The 22,845-nt window shown below is 49.2% G+C and carries 27 protein-coding genes; all 27 read right to left on the bottom strand.

Annotation, left to right across the window (positions count from 1 at the left end; genetic code table 11):
- Positions 1–503, bottom strand: a 503-nt coding sequence (locus PBA01S_RS16750) for a response regulator (protein ID WP_127576371.1), incomplete at its 3' end; no start/stop codon positions are given.
- Positions 504–531: 28 nt separating this feature from the next.
- On the bottom strand, positions 532–1,419 hold the full coding sequence (locus PBA01S_RS16745; protein WP_127576370.1) for a MinD/ParA family protein: 888 nt from the start codon (positions 1,417–1,419) through the stop codon (positions 532–534).
- Complete coding sequence (flhF, locus tag PBA01S_RS16740; RefSeq protein WP_127576369.1) at positions 1,416–2,843, bottom strand: flagellar biosynthesis GTPase FlhF; 1,428 nt, start codon at positions 2,841–2,843, stop codon at positions 1,416–1,418. The genes PBA01S_RS16745 and flhF overlap by 4 nt, the downstream gene beginning before the upstream one ends.
- On the bottom strand, positions 2,840–4,876 hold the full coding sequence (gene flhA, locus PBA01S_RS16735) for a flagellar biosynthesis protein FlhA (protein ID WP_016312432.1): 2,037 nt from the start codon (positions 4,874–4,876) through the stop codon (positions 2,840–2,842). Before flhA ends, flhF begins: the two co-directional genes overlap by 4 nt.
- 21 nt (positions 4,877–4,897) lie before the next feature.
- Complete coding sequence (gene flhB, locus PBA01S_RS16730) at positions 4,898–5,989, bottom strand: flagellar biosynthesis protein FlhB (protein ID WP_127576368.1); 1,092 nt, start codon at positions 5,987–5,989, stop codon at positions 4,898–4,900.
- Positions 5,990–6,003: 14 nt separating this feature from the next.
- The gene (fliR, locus tag PBA01S_RS16725) at positions 6,004–6,792 is read right to left on the bottom strand and encodes a flagellar biosynthetic protein FliR (protein ID WP_009223020.1); all 789 of its coding nucleotides are present in this window, start codon (positions 6,790–6,792) and stop codon (positions 6,004–6,006) included.
- A gap of 12 nt (positions 6,793–6,804) precedes the next feature.
- A complete protein-coding gene (gene fliQ / locus PBA01S_RS16720) occupies positions 6,805–7,074 on the bottom strand; it encodes a flagellar biosynthesis protein FliQ (RefSeq protein WP_009223019.1) in 270 nt (89 codons plus the stop codon).
- 37 nt (positions 7,075–7,111) lie between these two features.
- Positions 7,112–7,879, bottom strand: a complete 768-nt coding sequence (gene fliP / locus PBA01S_RS16715) for a flagellar type III secretion system pore protein FliP (RefSeq protein WP_016312434.1) — start codon at positions 7,877–7,879, stop codon at positions 7,112–7,114.
- Positions 7,876–8,412 carry a flagellar biosynthetic protein FliO gene (locus PBA01S_RS16710; RefSeq protein WP_028539382.1) on the bottom strand — a complete coding sequence of 179 codons (537 nt, stop codon included), beginning with the start codon at positions 8,410–8,412 and terminating at the stop codon, positions 7,876–7,878. The genes fliP and PBA01S_RS16710 overlap by 4 nt, the downstream gene beginning before the upstream one ends.
- A gap of 8 nt (positions 8,413–8,420) precedes the next feature.
- Entirely contained in the window at positions 8,421–8,786 is a 366-nt protein-coding gene (locus PBA01S_RS16705) for a response regulator (RefSeq protein ID WP_009223016.1), read from the bottom strand.
- 27 nt (positions 8,787–8,813) lie between these two features.
- Complete coding sequence (gene fliY / locus PBA01S_RS16700; protein WP_028539383.1) at positions 8,814–10,070, bottom strand: flagellar motor switch phosphatase FliY; 1,257 nt, start codon at positions 10,068–10,070, stop codon at positions 8,814–8,816.
- Positions 10,057–11,058, bottom strand: coding sequence for a flagellar motor switch protein FliM (gene fliM, locus PBA01S_RS16695; RefSeq protein WP_016312437.1), 1,002 nt, complete (start codon positions 11,056–11,058; stop codon positions 10,057–10,059). The genes fliY and fliM overlap by 14 nt, the downstream gene beginning before the upstream one ends.
- Positions 11,059–11,101: 43 nt before the next feature.
- Positions 11,102–11,575: a flagellar basal body-associated FliL family protein gene (locus PBA01S_RS16690; RefSeq protein WP_016312438.1), complete on the bottom strand. Its 474-nt coding sequence runs from the start codon at positions 11,573–11,575 to the stop codon at positions 11,102–11,104.
- Positions 11,572–11,796 carry a flagellar FlbD family protein gene (locus PBA01S_RS16685; protein ID WP_016312439.1) on the bottom strand — a complete coding sequence of 75 codons (225 nt, stop codon included), beginning with the start codon at positions 11,794–11,796 and terminating at the stop codon, positions 11,572–11,574. The genes PBA01S_RS16690 and PBA01S_RS16685 overlap by 4 nt, the downstream gene beginning before the upstream one ends.
- Positions 11,797–11,877: 81 nt before the next feature.
- Complete coding sequence (locus PBA01S_RS16680; protein ID WP_009223011.1) at positions 11,878–12,702, bottom strand: flagellar hook-basal body complex protein; 825 nt, start codon at positions 12,700–12,702, stop codon at positions 11,878–11,880.
- 92 nt (positions 12,703–12,794) lie between these two features.
- Complete coding sequence (locus tag PBA01S_RS16675; protein ID WP_028539384.1) at positions 12,795–13,175, bottom strand: TIGR02530 family flagellar biosynthesis protein; 381 nt, start codon at positions 13,173–13,175, stop codon at positions 12,795–12,797.
- Positions 13,172–13,675 (bottom strand): flagellar hook assembly protein FlgD, encoded by a 504-nt coding sequence (locus tag PBA01S_RS16670; RefSeq protein WP_028539385.1) that lies wholly within the window; start codon positions 13,673–13,675, stop codon positions 13,172–13,174. The genes PBA01S_RS16675 and PBA01S_RS16670 overlap by 4 nt, the downstream gene beginning before the upstream one ends.
- A gap of 34 nt (positions 13,676–13,709) precedes the next feature.
- Positions 13,710–15,134: a flagellar hook-length control protein FliK gene (locus PBA01S_RS16665; protein ID WP_028539386.1), complete on the bottom strand. Its 1,425-nt coding sequence runs from the start codon at positions 15,132–15,134 to the stop codon at positions 13,710–13,712.
- A 40-nt stretch (positions 15,135–15,174) separates the two neighbouring features.
- Positions 15,175–16,113: a MotE family protein gene (locus PBA01S_RS16660; RefSeq protein WP_028539387.1), complete on the bottom strand. Its 939-nt coding sequence runs from the start codon at positions 16,111–16,113 to the stop codon at positions 15,175–15,177.
- A 41-nt stretch (positions 16,114–16,154) separates the two neighbouring features.
- A complete protein-coding gene (gene fliJ, locus PBA01S_RS16655) occupies positions 16,155–16,598 on the bottom strand; it encodes a flagellar export protein FliJ (RefSeq protein WP_009223006.1) in 444 nt (147 codons plus the stop codon).
- Positions 16,599–16,608: 10 nt separating this feature from the next.
- The gene (gene fliI, locus PBA01S_RS16650; protein ID WP_016312444.1) at positions 16,609–17,928 is read right to left on the bottom strand and encodes a flagellar protein export ATPase FliI; all 1,320 of its coding nucleotides are present in this window, start codon (positions 17,926–17,928) and stop codon (positions 16,609–16,611) included.
- Positions 17,909–18,763 carry a FliH/SctL family protein gene (locus PBA01S_RS16645; RefSeq protein ID WP_016312445.1) on the bottom strand — a complete coding sequence of 285 codons (855 nt, stop codon included), beginning with the start codon at positions 18,761–18,763 and terminating at the stop codon, positions 17,909–17,911. The genes fliI and PBA01S_RS16645 overlap by 20 nt, the downstream gene beginning before the upstream one ends.
- Positions 18,756–19,772: a flagellar motor switch protein FliG gene (gene fliG / locus PBA01S_RS16640; protein ID WP_028539388.1), complete on the bottom strand. Its 1,017-nt coding sequence runs from the start codon at positions 19,770–19,772 to the stop codon at positions 18,756–18,758. The genes PBA01S_RS16645 and fliG overlap by 8 nt, the downstream gene beginning before the upstream one ends.
- 11 nt (positions 19,773–19,783) lie before the next feature.
- Positions 19,784–21,367 carry a flagellar basal-body MS-ring/collar protein FliF gene (gene fliF, locus PBA01S_RS16635; RefSeq protein ID WP_028539389.1) on the bottom strand — a complete coding sequence of 528 codons (1,584 nt, stop codon included), beginning with the start codon at positions 21,365–21,367 and terminating at the stop codon, positions 19,784–19,786.
- 31 nt (positions 21,368–21,398) lie between these two features.
- A complete protein-coding gene (gene fliE / locus PBA01S_RS16630; RefSeq protein WP_232228351.1) occupies positions 21,399–21,662 on the bottom strand; it encodes a flagellar hook-basal body complex protein FliE in 264 nt (87 codons plus the stop codon).
- Positions 21,663–21,751: 89 nt separating this feature from the next.
- The gene (gene flgC / locus PBA01S_RS16625) at positions 21,752–22,201 is read right to left on the bottom strand and encodes a flagellar basal body rod protein FlgC (protein WP_028539391.1); all 450 of its coding nucleotides are present in this window, start codon (positions 22,199–22,201) and stop codon (positions 21,752–21,754) included.
- Positions 22,202–22,207: 6 nt separating this feature from the next.
- Entirely contained in the window at positions 22,208–22,615 is a 408-nt protein-coding gene (gene flgB / locus PBA01S_RS16620) for a flagellar basal body rod protein FlgB (protein ID WP_016312450.1), read from the bottom strand.
- Positions 22,616–22,845 lie beyond the last annotated feature (230 nt).

Genomic DNA, 22,845 nt, shown 5'->3' with positions numbered 1-22,845 from the left:
GGCTTTAGCGCGGCAACGCCTGCCTGTGGCGGCTTGCCGGCCGCCGGCAGCACCGGCGCGCTGCGGAGTTGCGCCGCCGTCCAGGCATCGCGCCGCTCCTTCGCCTGCATCGCGGCGCGCATCTGCTCGCGCAGCTCGCGGCCGACCTGCAGGATGTCATGCTCGCTGGTCGTGGCCGATGGTTTGCGGATGAAATCGAAGGCTCCAAGCTCCAGTGCCATGATCGTCTCCCGCATGCCTTGTTCATTGATGCCCGATAACATAATGACCGGCAACGGATGTTCCTTCATGATGACCTTGAGCGCGTCCAGACCGTTCATTTCCGGCATTTCCACGTCCATCGTCACCAAGTCCGGTCGAACCTGTGCGATTTGCTCAATGGCTTCACGTCCGTTCTTGGCCGTTGCCGAGACCTGAAAAGCCTCGTCCTGTTCGATCAGATCCGAGATAATCTTACGCATAAACGCCGAATCGTCTACCACCATCACTCGATAAGACATCAACGTTCCACTCCTGTTCCTTTACGAAGAATCATTTTGCCAGTTTTAACCATTTCTGCATAAATCCCTTGATTCCCGATAAAGTATCCTTCGGCTTGGTTTGCGGAACATTCAGATAAGCCAACGCCAATCGCTGAATATCGCGCGTTGCCGAGCAACCGGGGAAAGCGATGGAGAAAGGAACTTGCTTCTTGACCGCCTGCATCACATGCGGATCGTCGTTGAGGTAGCCCAACACGGAAATTTCCATATCGAGAAAACGGCTGGCGACCAACGAAATTTTATCGGCAACCTGCTTCGCCTCAAGCTCCCCGGAAACCCGGTTAACGACTAACCGGAACGGCAAATTTTGATCCATTCCATGAACAACCTTGATCAAGGCATAAGCATCGGTGATCGAGGTTGGCTCCGGTGTCGTAACGACCAGACACTCATCGGCAGCGGTGATGAACTTGAGGGTTTCCTTCGACAAACCGGCACCTGTATCGAAAAGGATGAAGTCCATCTCCTCGGAAATTATCTCGATCTGCGAGGTGAAGTAATTCAGATCCCCTTCGGACAGGGTGAACAGTTCGGCGAGCCCGGAGCCGCCCGCAATAAAGGGTAATGCATGCGTGCCCAGCTCCACGATTTCCGTAATGTTCTTTTCTCCCTTCAGCAGGTGGTACAAGTTATATCTCGGCCTGATGCCCATTAACACGTCGATATTTGCCATACCGATATCCGCATCAAAGATCAGTACTTTGCGTCCAAGCGACTTTAGTGCTAAAGCAAAATTCAACGTGAAGTTGGATTTGCCTACGCCGCCCTTGCCGCTGCTAATTGTCACGATCCGGGCTGAATCCTTGCGGGCGGTTGCCCCTGCCGCCTCTCGATGCGAAGATACCAATTGTCTGAGTGCTTGGGCCTGGTCATTCATGGCTTCCGCTCTCCCAGCAGCAGTTCAACCATTAACTTAGCGTCCGCCTGCAGCAGGTCATCAGGTACATTTTGACCATTGGTCAGGAAAGACACCTTGAACGGGTACTCGCTTAACAAATTAAAGATCGCGCCGGTCGTTTCCGTTTCATCCAGCTTCGTAAAAATCAACTTATCCAATTTATATTTGCTAAAGTGCTCGGTAATCCGTTTCATGTCCTGCACTTTGGAGGTCAAGCTAAGGACCAAATACGTCTCGCTGACATCCGAAGGAGCAAGTAAGCTGTGCAGCTCCGCCACAAACAGCTCATTTAGATAGTTCCTTCCGGCCGTATCCATCAGGATCAAGTCACAGTGCTCTAAGCGTTGCATAGCCCGTTGTACATCACCGGGGGACTGAACGACCTCCAGAGGCACATTTAAGATCGTTGCGTACGTCCGCAGCTGCTCTATGGCCGAAATTCGATAAGTGTCCGCCGTGATGAACCCTACCTTTTTGTGCAACCGGAAAATTTGGTCCGCCGCAAGCTTGGCAATGGTTGTCGTCTTCCCAACCCCGGTCGGTCCGGCGATATATACGATCTTTGTCTGATCGCCGATCCCCGCATCAATTCGGTGATCTAGGAAGCTGGTAACGATGGTCTGAAGCCTAGCCCGCATGTCGTCATCGCTTAATGTCTTGCCTGAGCTTAACCAGGCTTCGTAAATTTCTTCTACCCACCGACCGGCAAGCTCCATGCCCACTTCTTGGTTCATCAGCTGTTGTTGGATCGCCTGTAAACCCGGCGGGAATACCCGACTGTCAGCTTGCTTCTTCGCCAGCTCGCTGAGCCACATCTTCATTTGCTGAATTTCTTCCAGCAAGCGCTCTTCTTTTTCGGAGTTGGCGCCCCCTAAATCCGTCTTGCTTAGGAGTTGCTCGGAATCTGTCGCTCGTGCGATCGCCGCCTCCAATCGAGCTGAAGCCACTGAAGCACCGCTGGAAGTGGGTTCAATGGAGGTTTGATGCATTCCCAGCTCCGTCACCGGCGCCTGCGCCACTGGCGGCATAACCGCGGTGATGATCGGCTCCTCTCGTTCCTGACCGCCTATTGTCGTGAGAACCGGGGAAGCAGACACAGCCTGCGGCGAGGCAGCAGGCTGGGCTAACTGCGACGTTTTGCGGTATGCCTCCGGCACGGCTTGGCGTGCCACAGGAGCCGGAACCGACGGCTGTGCCGGCAAAGGCGGTTTGGCTTTGGGTGCCGGTGCCGCCTTTTCCTCCGTCGCAGCAATCACTTCAATCTTCTTTTTCTGGAACATGCCGAGGAAACCGCCGAGCTTCACTTCCTTTGTGCTCAAGATGACCGCATCCGAACCCAGCTCACTGCGAATTTTCAACATGGCGTCAGGCATCGTGTCGACGATATATCGTTTTACTCTCATAAATTCACCACCCCGACACTTTGAATTTCAACATTAGGTTCCAACTCGCTGTAAGATAACACCGGAATATCTTGCATGCTGCGCTCGATGATTTGGCGCAAATACATCCGGATCGTTGGCGAGGTGAGCAGGATCGGTTGATGGCCCGTTTGGACCAAACGGTTAATTTGTTCGGTCAGCTTCTGGAAGACCGTTTGCGTTGAAGCTGGGTCCAGGGCCAGATAGCTGCCTTGTTCGGTCTGCTGCACACTCTCGGCGATTTTCTTCTCCAGGTTCGGTCCCACAGTAATTACGCGCATCGTTTCACCCGGTTGGGTATATTGCTGGGTAATTTGTCGGGATAACGCTTGTCTGACGTATTCGGTGAGCACGTCCGGATCCTTGGTATAGGTTCCGTAATCTGCCAGTGTCTCGAAAATGGTCACCATATCGCGAATCGAGATCTTCTCTTTAAGCAATTTGGCCAGCACCTTCTGGACGTCACCAATCGACAACACCGACGGTATTAATTCATCGACAAGAACCGCATAATTTTCTTTGAGGTTGTCGACCAGGGCTTTCGTCTCTTGACGGCCCAGCAGCTCATGCGCATGCTTCTTAATCAGCTCTGTCAAATGCGTTGCCACGACAGACGGTGGATCAACTACGGTATAGCCCGCCAATTCTGCCCGATCCTTGGTCGCTTCATCGATCCAAAGGGCCGGTAAGCCAAACGCAGGTTCGCGGGTCTCGATACCTGTAATCGAGTCATCATCCACCCCTGGACTCATGGCTAAATAGTGATTAAGTAATAATTCACCACCGCCTACGACATTTCCTTTTATTTTGATGACATATTCATTCGGTTTTAGTTGAATATTGTCGCGAATGCGAATGACGGGAACAACCAAACCGAGTTCAAGCGCACATTGACGCCGGATCATGATGATCCGATCCAGCAAATCCCCGCCTTGCCCCGTATCGGCAAGAGGAATCAGCCCATAACCAAATTCGAATTCGATAGGATCTACCTGAAGCAGGTTGATGACACTCTCGGGGCTCCGAACTTCTTCGATTTGCTGTTCCTCCTCCTGTTGCTCCTGTTCGACTTGCCGCCGGTCCATATTTTTCTGCATCTTAATTGCAGCAAAGACCATCAATATCGCGAACGGATAAGTTGTCCAAATACCGATCGGCGTAAAGGTGCCAAGTAGGGCGATCGTCCCGGCTACAACGAATAACAGCTTCGGATAGGTGAACAACTGCCCCGTAATATCGTCTGCCAGGTTGCCCTCCGAAGAAGCCCGGGTTACGATCAAACCAGCTGCGGTAGAAATCAGCAACGCCGGAATCTGGCTGACCAAGCCATCCCCGATCGTCAGGAGTGAATATGTCGAAAGCGCTTCGTCAAAGCTCATACCATGGATCGTCATCCCGATAATAAAGCCCCCGATCAGGTTGATCAGGAGGATAATGATACTCGCAATGGCATCCCCTTTGACGAATTTACTCGCACCATCCATGGCACCGTAGAAATCGGCTTCCCGCTCAATCTTCCCTCGGCGCTCACGGGCTTGCTGCTCATTAATGAGCCCCGCATTCAGGTCGGCATCAATACTCATCTGTTTCCCTGGCATGGCGTCGAGGGTAAACCGTGCAGCAACCTCAGCAACACGTTCCGACCCCTTGGTAATGACGATAAACTGAACGACCACGAGAATCAGGAAGACGACAAAACCGACAACGGGTTCACCGTGGGATACCCATGATCCGAAAGTAGCCACCACGTGGCCGGCTTTGGCCTGTCCCAGAATCAGCTTGGTCGTCGATACATTTAACGCCAAACGGAATAAGGTCGTCACGAGCAGCATGGCTGGAAAGATGGAGAACTGCAAGGCCTCCTTGGTGTTCATTGCAACAAGCAAAATGATCAGAGCGAGGGAAATATTGATGATCAACAAAATATCCAGCAGCCAAGTCGGGATCGGAACGATCATCAGCAAAACGATGCCAATTATACCAACTAGAATAAATAAATCTTTAAATTTCTTCACGTAAGTTCCCCTCCGATCCCATTATGATTTGGGTCTGCCTTTGATTCGGTATACGTAAGCCAGCACTTCAGCAACAGCTTGGAACAAATCCGCAGGGATCGTCTCCCCGATTTCGGTTCGTTGAAATAACGCCCGTGCCAGCGGCTTGTTTTCCATCGTAATTACGCCATGTTCTTTGGCGATTTCCTTAATGCGCAGCGCCACATAATCCTGCCCTTTGGCAATGACTTGCGGGGCATCCATTTTGGATCCGTCGTACTTCAGAGCGACCGCAAAGTGAGTCGGGTTGGTGATAATTACATCGGCTTTCGGCACTTCCTGCATCATCCGCTGCAGGGCCATCCGCCGCTGACGTTCCCGAATTTTCCCCTTGATGAGCGGATCGCCTTCCATTTTCTTATATTCATCTTTGATATCCTGCTTGGACATCTTCAGATTCTTCTCATGTTCATATCGCTGATACATATAATCCAGTACCGCGAGTACGATTAGAGCGGCTGCGATTTTTAACCCTAAATTCATCGTTAACTGGGCGGTAAAATGAAACGTATCATCCACCGATACATGCCCTAATGCGGATAAGCTCCCGCGGTACCCCCAAATCGTGGAGTAGACGAGATACCCGATGATCAACAGCTTAAAAAGCGTTTTGATAAATTGAACCAACGACCGCATGGAAAAGATGTTTTTAAACCCTTTGATCGGATCCAGCTTACTGAACTTGATTTTGAGCGGTTCTCCGATCAACATGAAACCGATCTGGGCATAGTCGGCAACAACAGCCACGACGATGACAATCAGGAAGATTGGAGCCAGCAGCAACAACACCTGCACTGCGTACTCCCCCATCATCGCCATCACGTTCGTTTTCGTTACCTCCATGGACAGCCGATGATAAAACACGTCAACAAACAAGCCAATCAACCGGTCCTTGAAATAACCAGCAAATGCAGTCAAGCATAGGAATCCGGCCATTAATAACAAGGCGCCGGTCAGTTCCTGGCTCTTGGCCACCTGACCTTTTTTTCGGGCCTCCTGACGTTTCTTCGGAGTCGCTTTTTCCGTCTTTTCGCCAGCGAACAGCTGCAGATCAAGCGAATACCGATATGACATAGCGATCCTCCATCCTACTGCGGCCTTTGTCCTATCGTTCCGAGCAGATCATGAAGCGCTCGGAACAGCACCTCGAACAAAGCTTGAAACGCAACGATAAAGCCCGGCACAAGCACCAACAGCACAAGTAACCCCACGATGATTTTGACCGGAATCCCGATAACAAAAATGTTGAATTGCGGTGCAGTTCGAGCCAAGAATCCAAGCGCTACGTCGGTGACAAACAGAGCTACCACCAGCGGAGCTGACATTTGAAATGCCAGCATAAACGCCTGGCTGAAGGTTTGAACTAAAAATTCGGACAAGTTCCCGTTATAAATTTGTTGGAACACTTGATTGGATAAAGGGACCCAGTTGTAGCTCCGAATAACCGCATCCAGTAAGTAGTGATGGCCGTTCATGCTGAGGAAGACCAATGTGGCGATGATATACTTGAGATTCCCCAAAACGGGCGCAGACGCACCGGTCATAGGGTCGATCACGTTCGCGATCCCAAAACCAATTTGAATATCGATAAATGAGCCCGCCATTTGGATAACGGAGAAGATCAGATTTGCCACGTACCCCATCAACAGACCTACCAGCACTTCACGAATAATCACCAATATGTATCCCAAGTCGTTTGGTATCGACTGATTCGGACCAATGGTCAACAGAATGACAACCGCGATGATACCGGCAAAGCCAACCTTAAACGTATTCGGCACCGATCGGGATGAAAATATAGGCGAAACTACAAAAAAGGCTGTCATTCGACAAAAAATAAGCATAAAAATAGAAATTCCGTGCAGTATCGTATCCATAACTTCGGCAACCTAACCGATATAACTAGATAGGTTATTTAGAATTCCGTAGGTGAAGTCAACCAGCGTCGTCAAAATCCAAGGACCAAACAACAGCAACGCTAGTAAAACAGCAACAATTTTGGGAACGAAGGCAAGCGTCTGCTCCTGAATTTGCGTTGTCGCTTGAAAGATACTTACCAAGAGCCCCACCACGAGAGCGATCACCAGCATCGGTGCGCTGACCTTCAACACGGTATATACGGCTTGTCCGGCCAAACCGATAATAAATTCCGAACTCATACACCGTTTTCTCCTTCCCTGAACCTGAACCTATCCTCTAGGTATTAAAGCTGACTAATAGTGATTTGACGATCAGATACCAACCATCTACCAGCACGAACAGCAAGATCTTGAACGGCAGTGAGATCATGACCGGCGGCAGCATCATCATCCCCATAGCCATCAGTACACTGGAAACGACGATATCGATAATCAAAAAAGGAATAAAAATCATAAAGCCCATTTGAAACGCCGTCTTGAGTTCACTAATCGCAAAAGCAGGCACCATCACCGAAAGCGGGATGTCTTCATAGCTCTTCGGCTTTTCCATTTTGGTATATCCCATGAACAGCTGTAGATCTTTGGTTCTCGTATGCGAGTACATGAACTTCTTCATGGGAACCGCCGCTTTGTCCAACGCTTCGGTCTGGGTGATTTCTCCCTTGATATAAGGCTGCACTGCCACCTCGTTAATCGTGGTTAGCGTGGGGCTCATGATAAATAATGTTAAGAACAAAGCTAAGCCGATTAATACCTGATTTGGCGGCATTTGTTGCGTCCCTAATGAACTGCGGACAAACCCCAGTACCACGACGATGCGAGTAAAGCTCGTCATCAGCACCAATATTGCCGGCGCGATACTGAGTACCGTAATCATTAAGAGAATCGACAACGAAGTGGTACCTGACGCCCCGCCCGAATCCGAATTACCGATTTGAATGCCGATGCTCGGAATCGGGTCAACCGGTTCGGCCGATGCTACGGAGACCGCGAGTATGCTCCATATCGTCAGCAGCAAGCCGACAATTAACAATTTTCTCTTCATGACTCCCTCGACCGATCTGTAGAATGTTCTTCCGAATCCTGCAAGAGTTCCTCCATTTGTCGTTTTCGGTCCGGCATCTTCCGCAGTTGCGATTGAAACACCTCGTGGAAAGCGACACCGTCCAGTTCTTCTTCCTCCCGAGGTGGTTCCTTTCGAAACCGGGAGATCAAGCCGGACAAAGTCGATGACAATCCGGCAAGTTCCATTCCTTCGTGTTCGAAGGCTTGAACCAGAGAGGCTACTTCGTCCGGGTTGGATATTTTGTCCACCAGCGAAATGTCCTCACCGACACCCACAAGATAGATGCTCCCCCCGAGTTCGATCACTTGCAGGGATTTGTTGGGTCCAAGGCCAATCGCGCCCAAAGTGCGAATCGCATGGCTCTGGGACAAATACCGGTTCCTTTTCCCAAGAAAACGGACCAGTATAATAATTAATGCAATGAGCAGGCCAAGAACTACGATGACGGTAAACAAGTTCCCCCAAAGGTTGACGTCCCCAGAAAACGGGGAAGAATCTTGCGAGTTATTCATCGCTCAGTTTACACCCCAAGCGTTTTGTTGATCGCTTCAATAACCCGATCCGATTGGAATGGCTTCACGATGAAGTCCTTCGCACCCGCTTGAATCGCATCGATAACCATCGCTTGCTGCCCCATCGCAGAGCACATGATCACTTTCGCGTTCGGGTCCAGCTTCTTGATCTCTTTTAACGCCGCAATTCCGTCCATTTCGGGCATCGTAATATCCATCGTGATCAAATCCGGATGCAGTTCTTTAAATTTCTCGATCGCTTGCGCACCATCCTGTGCTTCCCCTACGACTTCAAACCCGTTTTTCGTCAAAATATCCCGGATCATCATTCTCATAAATGCTGCGTCGTCTACGATAAGAATTCGGTTAGCCATTGATCTAAAATCCTCCCTAAACTTCTACTATTGTAATTTTTGAATGCGGTCCCACTGGCTTATGATATCCGTGACGCGTACGCCGAAGTTTTCATCAATGACGACAACCTCGCCCTTAGCAATCAGTTTGTTGTTCACCAGAATATCTACCGGTTCACCAGCAAGCTTGTCCAATTCGATGATCGATCCTTGGGACAATTCCAGGATATCTTTAATTTGCCGTTGGGTCCTACCTAATTCTACGGTGACTCTAAGGGGTATGTCCATCAGTAAGTTCAAATTATTTTCGTCAACCTGGTTAAATGATGAGTTCCCCAAATTTGCAAATTGTACAGGTTGTACATTCAAATTTCGCCCAGGTGCCTGCCCATAATGATGGGGTTCGCCGTAAGGTTGACCTTGTGGAGGATACCCGTATGGCGCTTGCTGCCCGTAACCATAACTCTCTTGCATCGGCGGTTGCTGCATCATCGGTTGAGACGGTGCAGGCGGCTGCTGATACGTTGGGGCCTGAGGCGCAGGCGACGGAGCTGGCGTTGGTGCAGACGCTGGTGCAGGAGGCGCGGCCGCTGCGGCGCTTTCCTTCGCGCCGGCTTTTGTTTCTGCCGCTGATCCACTAATCAGACTATCTACCATCTCTTTTGCGAACTTCACGGTTAGCAGCTGCATGATCGTCGAATCGATCAAATCCCCAATCGTCAAACGGAAGGAGATCTTGATTAGCGGGTCCGATTCTGGCAAGCTGTTCAAGCCGTTCCCATTGGACATGTTCAAAATATCAACGCCTGGCGGCGAGATATTGACGAAGCGATTAAAAATGGTAGACATTGATGTCGCAGAAGACCCCATCATTTGGTTCATCGCTTCCTGCACGGCACTGATATGAATCTCATTTAACTCTTCCTCTTCCGGGTTCCCTTCCCCGCCCAGCATCAAATCTGCAATCACTTGGGCATCTCTCGTCTTGATGACCAAAGAGTTCATGCCTTCAAAGCCATCCACATATTGAACGTGAATCGCAACATGCGGTTTTGGAAATTCGGACTCAAACTGGGAACGAGTGATCACGGAAACCTTCGGCGTTGTGATATCCACTTTTTTATTTAACAGCGTGGAGAGCGCCGTGGCAGCACTGCCAAACGTGATGTTCCCGATTTCCCCCAAGGCGTCCTGCTCTAGCGGAGTTAGAACGTCGTTTACCGACAGCTCTTGGGGCGTCTCTTGATTGGCTTGTTTTAATAATGCGTCTATCTCTTCCTGGGACAAGTAATCATTGCTCGTCAAGTTCCTCAACTCCTTCGCTGACAATTTCATCGATTTGGACCGCAATCCGATCCTTTACTGTACCCGGGCTGCCTATATATTTCAATCGATCGCCAACCCGGATTTGCAGTCCTTCCTGGACCGGTTTATTTAATGAGATGACGTCCCCAACGGACAATCCCAGGAATTCACGGACCGTAATCTGTGATTCGCCCAACTCCGCGATGATCGGAAGCTTAGCTTTGTTCACTCGGTTTCGCAACGCTTCAACTTCTTCTGGAGCACGCGACTTTTTCTGAGAGACAAACCAATGGTGAACCGAAAGCTTTGGCATGATCGGTTCAATTACAACATGTGGTATACAGAGGTTGATCATCCCGGAGGTATCCCCGATTTTCGTGCTTAGTGAGATCAGCGCAATCGTTTCGTTAGGCGATACGATTTGCATGAACTGAGGATTGGTTTCCAGCGCCTCCATCCGTGGATTGATGTCCACAACGGTTTTCCAAGCTTCTTGCAAGCTTTCAAAAGCCCGGCTAAAAATCCGCTCCATAATAATTGTTTCGATCTCCGTTAGCGATCCGATTTTCGAAGGAGCTGTTCCGAGACCGCCCAACAGCCGGTCCAGCATAGCAAAAGCGACGTTGGGATGCACCTCCAGCACCATTCTTCCTTCCAGCGGCTCCGCTTCAAAAATGTTCAAAATCGTCATTTTGGGAATGGAGCGGATAAACTCGTCATAAGGAAGCTGCTCGACCTGAACAACGTTAATTTGCACGAACGTGCGCAGTTGAGCCGAAAAATAGGTAGTGAGATAACGGGCAAAGTTCTCATGTATTCGGGTTAAGCTTCGAATATGATCTTTGGAAAATCTCACCGCTCTTTTGAAATCATACGAACGGATTTTCTTCTGCGTATCTTCCTTTTTCAGTTCTTCGGCGTCCATTTCACCCGACGATAACGCAGCTAGCAACGCATCAATTTCGTTCTGCGACAACACATCAACCAACCATCTCACCCCCTTAGAAAAATCTCTATTCGTTCGATATTCGTTAGATCGTTGACATGATGAAGTCAGTAATATCGATCTGAATCAATTTCCCTTCCGGCAGCGATTTGTTGATCAGGTTGAGCAATTTGGAACTCAGGTTGTCTTTTCCCAATGCCCCCGTCAATTCCTCCGGTTTGGTATCCGCCAACGTTTTGATAATAATCGGCTTGATTTTGTAATCCTTGATTTTATCGAAGGTTTCCTTGGAAGTCGCACTATCCAATTGGAACGCAAAATCAATGACTACCACGTAATCCGGATCGGACAAATTCGTCTTGATATCGTCAATCGTAGATGTCACCTGAACGAGTTCGTCGGCCGACAATTTCTTCGGTACTGCTACACTGTCAACAGCAGCATTCATTTCGGTACCTGGTGCAGGTTTATTCATTTGATTCACCAGCAGGAAGGCGGCCAATACGATCAATGTGATGGCGAGCAAAATCGTAATTAACCATGGCAGCATTCTTTTCATGACCATTCCTCCGTTTGTTGCACTTTAATAGTTGCTGCGTGGATGCCGATCTCACGATAATAATCGCTTATCATCTGAATCACATCGGCCGCCTTCTCCAGCACGATAATCCGCTTCCCTGTGACCAGGGTGACGTATGTATCCGGTGTTTCTTCCACGGTCTCAATCATGATGGCATTTAGCCACATTTGAGAACCGTTAAGGCGTGTTACTGAAATCATGATTTCCCTCCTAAGCGATCAAGGAAGCGGGGAGAGCCGTCGGGGAACGGCGGTTAACCCTTTCCCCGACTACCCCTTCGCTTAACGTTTCAGATTAACAACTTCCTGAAGCACTTCATCCGAGGTCGTGATGATCCGCGAATTCGCTTGGAACCCCCGCTGCGCTACGATCATTTCGGTAAACTCGCCCGTTAAGTCGACGTTGGACATTTCCAACTGGCCGACAATCAGAGCACCCGTCCCCTCTTCTGCGTTATTCGGGTTCGTATACGTCAATTCTCCGTCTGCGATGGCATTCAAGGTGACCCGATAAAGGTTACCACCAATCTTCTCCAGACCTTCCGGGTTCGTGACCCGAGCTACCCCAATAATCTCACCAGGATCTGTTCCCCCTTCAGGGTTTTTCAGCATCATCGTACCATCAGATGCAATCGTAAAGGCTGTTACCGCTTCGAAATCGATTGGCTCCATAACGTCACCATCGCTGTTGCAAACGAGCAAACCGTCCGAAGTGACCAGTTGGCCCGCAGCATCTAGATGAAAGTCTCCCGCACGAGTCAGGAAAGGAACCTCTTGATCGGGCGTCAGTTTTACAAGAAAAAATCCGTCACCGTCAATCCGCATATCCAGCGGATTATTGGTTGTCATCGCACTGCCGCCAGTATGTAATGTATCGATAGAGCCGATGGAGACCCCAAGTCCAATTTGCTTGGCATTCACGCCGCCAGATTCACCATCGACTGGAGCCGTAACCCCGGAGACCGTCTGGCTCATGATATCCTTAAACATAACGCGTCCTGATTTGAAGCCTACCGTATTGACGTTTGCAATATTATTGCCAATGACGTCAAGCTTGGTTTGGAAACCACGCATTCCAGATACGCCAGAATACATTGATCTTAACATTTGCTCTCATCCCTTCCACTGATTAAAATGATTGCTTCGGCCGCTTCAGTCGATCCGCAGCCGATTGGCTCCCGTAACCGGTCCAGCCAATTTTAAGAAATGATGACGGCGCTATCGATTTGAGTAAATACGTTATTCTTCATGCTGCTTCCGTCCATCGCGGTAACGACGGTCCGATTGTGGACGTTCACAATCAGGGCCATATCTTTCAATAAAATAAGGGACTCTTTCGCTCCTTTAGCCGCCGCGCTGTCAATCGCCGATTCAATCTTGTTTAACTGCTCCGGCTTCAGCTCGATTCCGCGCTGCTCCAAACGTTTTACCGCATGGTTGCTGAAATGGACCAGTCGATCCTCCAGCATCTCCTTAAAGTTACTTTTTGCAGCATTTAGCGGCATGCTTTTATTTGCCGTTAGTGCATTAGGCCCGATTCTGCCCGCATATAGCTGGCCTACTCGGATCGGCTCGTTCATAACAGATCCGCTCCTTGGCCAGCGCCGTCAGACGCGTCAGCAGGTACGCCTACTTGTTCAATATCGGAGATTTTAATCTCCTTATCTCCTACTTTCACGTAGTGGACACCACTGCGAACGATAATGGATTCTACAATGCCACTTTCCTTCTCAATAATGACTTCAGCTTTACCTGTGGAAACATCGTAATTACCTGTTTTGGTCTCAGTCACCCATGTCACTTCTTTTCCGATCAGTCCGGAATCATTGCCTAAGGACTCTCCCAATGCAGCTATCTGTTCTGAAATGTTAGTCAACTGCTCGACAGAAGTAAACTGGGCAATTTGTGCAACCATTTGCGTATTGTCCATTGGGGACAACGGATCCTGATTTTGCATCTGGGCGATCATGAGTTTAAGGAAAGCATCTTTACCCAACTCGTTGTTTTTCGTACTGGCCTTCTGAATGTTATTTTGCGAGTAATTCGGCCACGACACCGAAGAAAAATACGTGTCAGCCACGGAGGTACCTCCTTTCTGCGAAATAAAAGGTGATTTAAGCCCGAGCAACAAAGGAACTGCCGTAGCTTTGCTCTTTGGCTCTGACTTCAGCTACCCATTCGTTCCATTCTTCGTTCAAGTCATGGATGGCCAGGGTTTCGTCCTCTGTTACGGGACGACGTTTTTCGCTTTGTTGTTGTCCTGTGCCTCCGCCGGATTGCCGGCCATCATGGTACATGTGGGACGACAATGATGTATTTTGTGTAACCTCCAGTTTGTTAACCTGAAGACCCTGAGATTGCAATGCCGATCTAAGTTGTGCCATTTGTTGTTCCAGCGATTCCTTAGCAAAAGCGTGCTCCGTCATAAATTGGGCAGTTAATTGGCCATTTTGCATCGTAATGCGTACGTCAACCTGGCCCAAATGCTCCGGATACAGTGAAATTCTCGCCTCGGACACACCCTTCAGATTCACGATCTCCAGTTTATTGACCAGGAAACCGCTCATTTCTTTCGCGAAATTTTCAACTGGTACCGGTTTGGCAACATGTTTCACGGACTTAATTCCACTGTCCCGGAGTGCCAGTTGTCCTGCGGTCACGACTTGACCAGTTTGAACGGGATCTTCATGTACTTTAGCTTCCGAGGTCCCCCCGTCAACTGCCGGATCGGCTTCGAATGCCAGATCATTGACGCGGAATGCTGCCGAATTGCTAGATTGTGAACTCGATTGAACAGCACGAGCATCTCCTCTGTTCAGCATGTCCCCATTTTGGCCTGCACGTCCTTGTTGGCTAGCTGTTGCACCTGGATCTGTCGTGAAGGTACGAGGTTGTAATCCTGTTGCTTCCGTCCCTTTTCCGCCATTAGACTTCGCCTCCGCCGAATCCGATATTGCATCTAGCACTTGTTGTAGAGAATCCAGCATAGTAACGGCTTGCCCCTGTGCACTTGCGGTCAGCTTAGCGGCACCTCCGTTCGACTCCGCAACTGCTAATAGTTGAACAAGAGTATCCTGAACCGCAAACCGCATCGTCTCCGGCTGCTGAGCTAGCACAGGCAGGGCGTTGTCGCCCTCAGCTCCTAAACTCGCATTGTCAGACAAACCTGCCTGTTGCAATAGGGGTTGAACACTTTGCAACCAACCTTGCAATAACGAAAACAACGCAGGATCCGCTTGAAGTGCATCGTCCAATTTAGACAATTGCTCCAACAATCCTTCGATTGTCGCGACAAGCGTATTTTCAGTCGCTTCGGAAGATGTACCTTCCGTACCACTTGGCAATCCAGCTAACGAGATCATCTGTGCTGAGGCTTGTCCTTCCTGCGGCTGGGCATTACCAAGCAACATGGCGAGAAGCTTCTGATCAAATGACAAAGCAGCCGCTTGCCCCGTTTCCGCCTTGCCAGCCGATCCGTACCACAACGAGTTTACCGTTCCGGTTTTGCTTGCATTTATTTGCGAAATGGATGAATTCATTTTATTTCACCTCCTTTCAAGACTAAATACCTTCATTATATTACTTACTTACCAGCTGATTCAGGATCTTTACCGATGTCTTCTCGTCGGACTTCGCCATTTCCGTCAAAATCTTAGAACGAGCAGTTCCGTTTACCGATTTCAGAATTTTCAGCCCCTTCTCGGGACTTAGCTTGTACGTCTGAAGCACCAGCTTGGCGGCGTCTGCTGCAGCCATCGAGGAGAAGGTTTGCCCCAGCTCCGTATCGCTTAGCCCTGCTCCTTTTGCAGCAGCTGCTGTATCCGCTGTTGATTCCATTTTGAGTCTCGATTGCAGCGCGGCGATCGCCAAGTCCTCGGACGTCTTCACATCCTTCAGCTTAATCGAAATATCCGCTGCCTTTTGCGGATCCATCTTCTCTAGAATGGCTACTTTACTCTCATTGTTCATAACGCTTAACATCTGCAGCGACTCTTCCGTTGTCAACTTATTAAAAATCGCTGCCGCTTTGCTAGGACTCATTTCCGCATACAGATTGGCCAGCTTCTTAACTTCCTTCTGATAGGCCTCCAATTCTGCCGCTTGTTGCTGATCGTTCTCTTTCTGCTGAACGGAAGCCAGTTGCTCCTGCAGCTCCTTTACCTTCTCCTGCTGTTCGGCTGCTTGTTGGTTCGCGGTTTGCAGCTCAGCTTGCTGCTTAGCCAACTGCTCCTTTAGTTCCTTCACAGTAGCTTCAGTGCTCTCCCGCTGCTTCTGCTCTTCCTTCGCAGCATCCTTTGCTTCACCCTCTGGAGCAATTGGATCCGGAACCAGGTTTTTCACCAGCGGAATCCGGTTCCCCCAATCAATCATGGTGTTACGAAAGTCGATATTAAATAAGGTTAATAACACCCCTAGCAGAACAACCGTAAAAAGAATAGGCGTCATGAAGAACAGAAAGCGTGAAAATCCGCCCCCTGTCTCCTCATCCAATTCTTCGTCCACCACCGTTTTTGCCATCTCTATCCCTCCTTCGAACAACCGTATGGGCGCCCGTTACTTTATCGGGCTCTCATGGCGAACCGGACTGTAGCCATTTCATCCAGCTCGTTTTGTTCCCGAAGAAGCATTTCGTGCCGAAATTTATCCATGGCCTTCTCTTTCGCTTTAAGCCATACCTTTTCGTCCAGCATTTTCCCCTTCAAAATCGTCTTCTTATGCTCGACGTTGACCTCCGCTGCGCGAATATCCGCCAGCTTCCGCTCAATCGCTTGGTCAAGAAAATCCATGTATCGCTGAAGTTCCTGCAGTTTGATCATGGAGGCAGTACTCTCCGCTTCGGCAGCGATTACCGCTGCGGTATTGGCTTTCTCCTCCAGCAACTGCTCCAACGAGCGTTGTTCTGACTGCAATCGCCCAATAGCTGCAGATAACATCCATTCGGCCTGCGTTTTTTCGTTGGATTTCAAATCAACTACTTTCTGATACACGTAACGGAACTTCATTCTCTACGTTTCATCTCCTTGCGAATTCGGAAATAAGCCGTTCCTGAACTTCGGCGAGCGTCACCTTCTCATTCACCTTCTGCTTCGTAAAGCTCCAGATCTGCTGAATGGCGCCAATAGCTTCATCAATATCCGGGTTCGATCCGGGTTGGTAAGCGCCGATATTAATCAAATCTTCGGAATCCTTATAAACAGCCATCAACCGTTTCAGATTTTCGGCTGCCTCATTTTGCTCATCCGAAACAATATCCTTCATTACCCGGCTAATGCTGGCTAGAATGTCAATCGCCGGGAAGTGCCCTTTATTGGCGATCCCGCGGTTCAAAACGATATGTCCATCCAAGATCCCGCGGACAGCATCCGCAATTGGTTCGTTCATATCGTCACCGTCAACGAGCACGGTATAGAAGGCGGTAATTGAACCGGTTGGTCCAGTCCCTGCCCGCTCCATCAGCTTCGGTAAAGCGGCAAATACAGAAGGGGTGTACCCCCGCATCGCAGGAGGTTCGCCTACAGCCAACCCCACCTCACGCAATGCCATCGCATAACGAGTGACGGAATCCATCATCAGCATGACGTTAAGCCCGCGATCCCGAAAATACTCTGCGATAGTTGTGGCGATCAACGCCCCCTTCATCCGAATTAATGCTGGCTGATCGGAGGTTGCAACCACGACAACCGAGCGCTCTAACCCTTCAGGACCAAGATCCCGTTCAATAAAGTCAAGCACCTCACGTCCCCGCTCCCCAACGAGGGCAATCACGTTCACATCGGCCGAGGTATTGCGGGCAATCATCCCCATCAAGGTGCTCTTCCCAACCCCAGAGCCAGCAAAAATCCCCACCCGCTGACCTTTACCGATCGTGAGCAAACCATCGATGGCTCGTACACCTATGCCGATTGGTTCGGAGACTCGCGGACGATCCAGTGGATTCATCGGCTTATTATAGGTCGAGTAGTGACCCATCCGAGAAGGAAGCAACGAACCGTCTAGCGGTTGCCCCAAGCCATCCAGCACCTTACCTAGGAGCTCCGACCCCACCTGTACCGTCAAAGGTTTACCGGTCCCAACAACGTCACAACCAGGTCCGATCGACTGCAGTTCACCGAGCGGCATCAGCAATACCTTGTTGTCGCGAAAACCGACGACCTCCGCCTGCAAAGGCTGAGCCCCTTTACTCGGATAGATATAACAAAGATCGCCGATGCTGGCATCAGGGCCCTCGGATTCAACCATCAGTCCGATGACTTGTGTCACCTTCCCGTTGATTCGGATCGGATCAAGCTGTCTGAGATGATCAATGTAACGTTCAGCTTTCAAACTCGTCATTCGCTTGCCCCCGCTCCTCCATCTGTAGAGAAACCCGCAACAATTCCTTCTTAATCTCCGTCAATTGGGTATCAATTCTGGCGTCTACACTGCCGAAGGAAGAACGGATAACACAACCGCGATCTTTGACGGTTGGGTCCGGCAAAATTTGAAGTTCTGCCTGCGAGTCAATTGCAAGACTAAGCTCCTCCCTGGCCGCCTGCACGAACGCAAAATCCTTTGGTGAAACACACAGTGTCAAGGTTCCTTGCTCGCGTTTACGCGCCAGACTCTTCTTGATCAGCTCGATAACGTATTCCGGTTTCAGCTCAAGCTGCTTATCGATGACTTTCTCGGCAATCGCACAGCTTAACTCGACCAGAAACGGCTCGGCTTCCAGAATGATACGTTCTTTCTCCTCATAAGCCTGCTGGAGAACGGAACTCGCTTCATTCATCATCTCTTCAATTTTGGCGCGCATCGTTGCTTCTGCCTGCGCTTTCCCTTCCTCGTAACCTTGAGTGAAGCCCTCCGCTTTGACAGCTTCAATCATCTGTTCATCCTGCTCACGGCGCTCCTGCCACCAGGTGTCGATTTGCTGCTGTGCTTCTTCCAGCATGCGTTCCGCTTGCTCCGCCGCTTCCCTAACTTGACGTTCGGCGAACTCTTTCGCATCCGCCAACATCTGACGTCTCGTCTCTTCGGCCGCAAGATCTTCAGCGGAAGGACCTTGTATAACCGGATTCTCGGCGTGATCAGATGACGGGTCCTCGGTTGTCGGATGAACCTTGGCTACATTCAATTGCTTCAAGATTTCAACCGGCACGTATTGAGACACCTTGATCAAATTAGACAATGATGTCATCTCCTCCGCCGCGGGCGATAATAATTTCACCCGCTTCTTCCAACCTGCGAATAGTAGCTACGATGCGGGTTTGTGCTTCTTCCACGTCACGCAGCCGCACCGGCCCCATGTATTCCATTTCTTCTTTGAACGTCTCGGACATCCGCTTCGACATGTTGCGGAAGACCGCCTCGCGAACTTCTTCGCTGGCCACTTTGAGGGCAAGCTGCAAGTCGCTGTTCTCGATATCGCGGATAATCCGCTGAATGGAACGGTTGTCGATATTGACGATATCCTCGAAGACGAACATCCGCTTCTTGATTTCTTCAGCCAGCTCGGGATCCTGAATTTCGAGCGAATCGAGAATCGTTCGTTCCGTCCCCCGGTCGACACCATTCAAGATTTGGACGATCGATTCGATGCCGCCGGCGCTGGTGTAATCCTGGGTTACCGTAGCAGATAGCTTCTGCTCCAGCACACGTTCAACTTGAGCGATAACCTCCGGCGACGTGCTATCCATCATCGCGATTCTCCGTGCAACTTCTGCTTGCTTCTCCTGAGGCAGTGAAGACAAGATCGCTGCCGCCTGTTCAAATTGCAAGTAGGACAACACCAGAGCGATCGTCTGCGCGTTTTCGTTCTGGATAAAGTTCAGAATTTGATTTGGATCAGCCTTACGGGCAAAATCGAACGGACGCACCTGAAGGGTTGCCGTCAAACGGTTGATAATGTCCACCGCTTTGGACTGGCCCAACGCTTTCTCCAAAATTTCCTTGGCGTAAGTGATGCCCCCCTGGGTGATATACTCCTGCGCCAAACAGATTTGGTGGAATTCCGCCATAATCATATCTTTCTCGGCGCTGTCGACTTTACGGACGTTAGCAATCTCCAGGGTGAGCTGCTCAATTTCATCATCCCGTAAATGTTTGAAGATTTGAGCCGATACTTCCGGTCCTAACGTAATTAATAAAATGGCTGCCTTTTGTCTCCCGGTCAAAACCGGACTCGATGTTTTGGACAATACATTCACCTCTATTCCTCAGCCAGCCAGGTGCGAAGCAAGTTAACGAATTCGTCAGGCTTCTTCTTGGCCAACGTTTCCAGTTGTTTACGCACTTGGTTCTCATTCGTGACTGTATCCAAATTAATCGATGGAAACTCAGGCGTAAGAGGCAACGCGATTTCTTCTTCCTCTTCTTGCGCTTGCTTGCGGCGGCGGAACAAGACGATCCCAAGGCCGGCCAGCGCCAACAGAGCAGCGCCTCCCACTCCCCATACCAGCGGGCTCGATAAACTCAACCCAGCCTTTTGGACAGTATCCGAATGAAATGGCTGAGACAACACTGAAACTTTTCTCTGCAATTCTTCGTCTGTATATGTAGTACCAGAGTCAGCCAAATAGGATCCAACGATATTTTTCAGAATATTTTCGATCGCAGACCGAGTATTTTCATCCAAAGTTTCCTGACCTTCGGGTGGTTCAACGGCCACGTTGATGGTTAAATCTTTAATAACATAGGGACTGGCGATAATGTCCTTCGTAATTCGATTAACCTCGTAGTTAATCGTCGACGAACTTTCTTCCGATGAAGACCCGCCGTTTGTTTCCGACGAAGGATAGTTAACAACATCCTCTTCCCCAGTTCCTGGTACCCCGCTCGTTGGGGTTGCCGATCCGGTGTAGCTTTTCTGCACTTTTTGTGCACTGATCTCGATACCCTTCATGTTTTCGGTATCCACCGGAGTGACCAGATTGTCTTTCTGGCTAACCTGGTCGAAGTTCAACTTGGAAGCGACTAATACTTCAATCTTATCCGGCCCGGTCAGTCTGGATAGGAATTGCTTTACACTTTGGCGTACGTCGCTTTCAAACTTCTTCTGCAACGCCATGTTCTCTTGAACCGCCGAAGTCAGAGAGCCTGTCGTCCCGCCTTGACCGCTTGGAAGTAAGATCGTATCATCACTCGAGGATAGCGAGATATTCTCCACCGGCAAGTTAGGGACCGACGTTTTAACCAAGTTGAAATATCCATCAACGGCTTCCTGATTTGGACGATATCCCGGCTTGAACGTAAGGACGATCGATGCCGTCGCTTTCTCCTGTTCATCCGGGCTGGCGAACACGTTTTCTGCCGGCAAGTTAATGAGAACCTTGGCATCGTTAACGCCTTGCATTCTCTTTAGCAGCTGTTCGACCTCACCGTTAATGGCGTTTTTGTACTTGACGTTAAATTCGTTGTCCGTCATTCCGATCAAGGAAGAACTCTCATTAAAAGCTTCCAATCCGATCGAACCGTTCTGGACGATTCCTTGGGAACCAACATCAACCTTAACTCGTGCTGCGTCTTTGCTAGGAACCGAAATGGTTGTACCGTCAGGTCCAAGCTTGTACGAGATTCCGCTGGATTCCAAGTAATTGATGATCCCTGCCGCATCAGTCGAATCGAGACCCGTAAAGGCTACATCGTATTCCGTTTTGGAAAATTGAATCGTCAGCAAGATGATCGCGAGCAGGATAAAAGTCGCCGTCGAGACTAATAACGTTTTTTGTTTTTTACTAAATTGGTTCCAGTACCCTAACAATCGATCCCGGTACTGTGTAATTCTCTCATTCACAATGTCACCTCATCCGAGCATGTTTCAATCCTTATATTTGCGTACGCATAATCTCTTGGTAAGCTTCGATCACTTTGTTCCGGACTTGCGTAGTTAACTGCAAACTTAACAAGGCTTGCTCCGAGGCGATCATCATCTCGTCGGCATTGACTTTCCCTAACAGGAACTGATTGTTCACTTGTTGGGCATTGGCTTCCTGAGCAGCAACTCCTTCTAGAGCATTGTTTAGATAGGAGCTAAATTGCTTTATCGCTTGCGCAGGCGTGAGGTTCTGTTCATTACCGGACGTCTGCATCCCGGTTAGCGGCTTCAAGGAGTCAAAACTCATTCTCTCGATCAACGTGCAACACTCCCAATCACAATTTATGTAAGTTTACTTCTGGGCTATTTCCCGATTTGCAAGGCCTTGGTAAACATCGCCTTACTGGCGTTAAGCGCCGTTACGTTTGCTTCATAAGAGCGAGTTGCCGAAATCATATCTACCATTTCTTTCAAAATATCAACATTAGGCATATAGACATATCCTTCACTGTCCGCATCAGGGTGGGTTGGATTGTAAACCGGTTTAAGCGGTGAGGGGTCCTCTTGAATTTTGGTAATTTTCACCCCTTGACTGCTCACTTCCTTACCCATTACTGAATTCAAGGCACTGTCGAAATCCATTTCCTTGGGGGCCATGACTACCGTTTTGCGTCGGTAAGGAACGGCCTTGCCGTCTACAATCTTAGCCCGGGTTGTTTCAGCATTCGCGATGTTGGAGGAAATCACATCCATGCGAAGACGCTGTGCGGTTAAGGCGGAAGAACTAACCCCAAAACTATTACTGATATTCAAGTCCGATTATCTCCCTTCCACGACGGTGTGTTTCATTTTGATCATATAGTTCAATTGTTCGATGTACGCATTGTATCTCAACTGATTTTCGGCAAGTTTGGTCATCTCACTGTCGATATCGACATTATTTTGGTTGTTGTTCATTGCTGTCGTCTGATCCACACTAACCACCGGTTCAGGAACCTCGGTCATTGGTCCTATAACGAAATGTCTTACATCCGTTCTCCTTCCTTGGAGCGCCGGCATATTACCGTTCATTTCCGCTTGTAACATGCTTTCAAAGGACACGCTGGATCGCTTAAAGTAAGGGGTGTCCACATTCGCAATATTGTTAGCGATGACCCCTTGCCGGAGATTTGCGGCCTGGATAGCAGTCTCAAGCCTGTCAAATCCCAGTCCGTTCAACAACTGCACTTTAATTCCCCCCTTAGTCTCATTCGATCTTAATCATTAATGATTCTACAAACAATGAATAATTCCTCTTTTTTCGACAATTTATTGTTATTTATTGTCTTTCTTTTTGTCTTTCTTACGTCCTAGCATGAAATCTGTTTAATAATGTCATATATCCTAAGTTTCATGGAGATTCGACATATTTACAATAAGAAAAAAGCCCTATCTTTCAATTGTTTATCTCGTTTTTT

The sequence above is a fragment of the Paenibacillus barengoltzii NBRC 101215 genome (assembly GCF_004000745.1).
In the GTDB taxonomy this organism is placed as follows: domain Bacteria; phylum Bacillota; class Bacilli; order Paenibacillales; family Paenibacillaceae; genus Fontibacillus; species Fontibacillus barengoltzii.
Note: the sequence above shows the minus strand (reverse complement) of the source record. Positions and strands in the feature narration are given on the sequence as shown.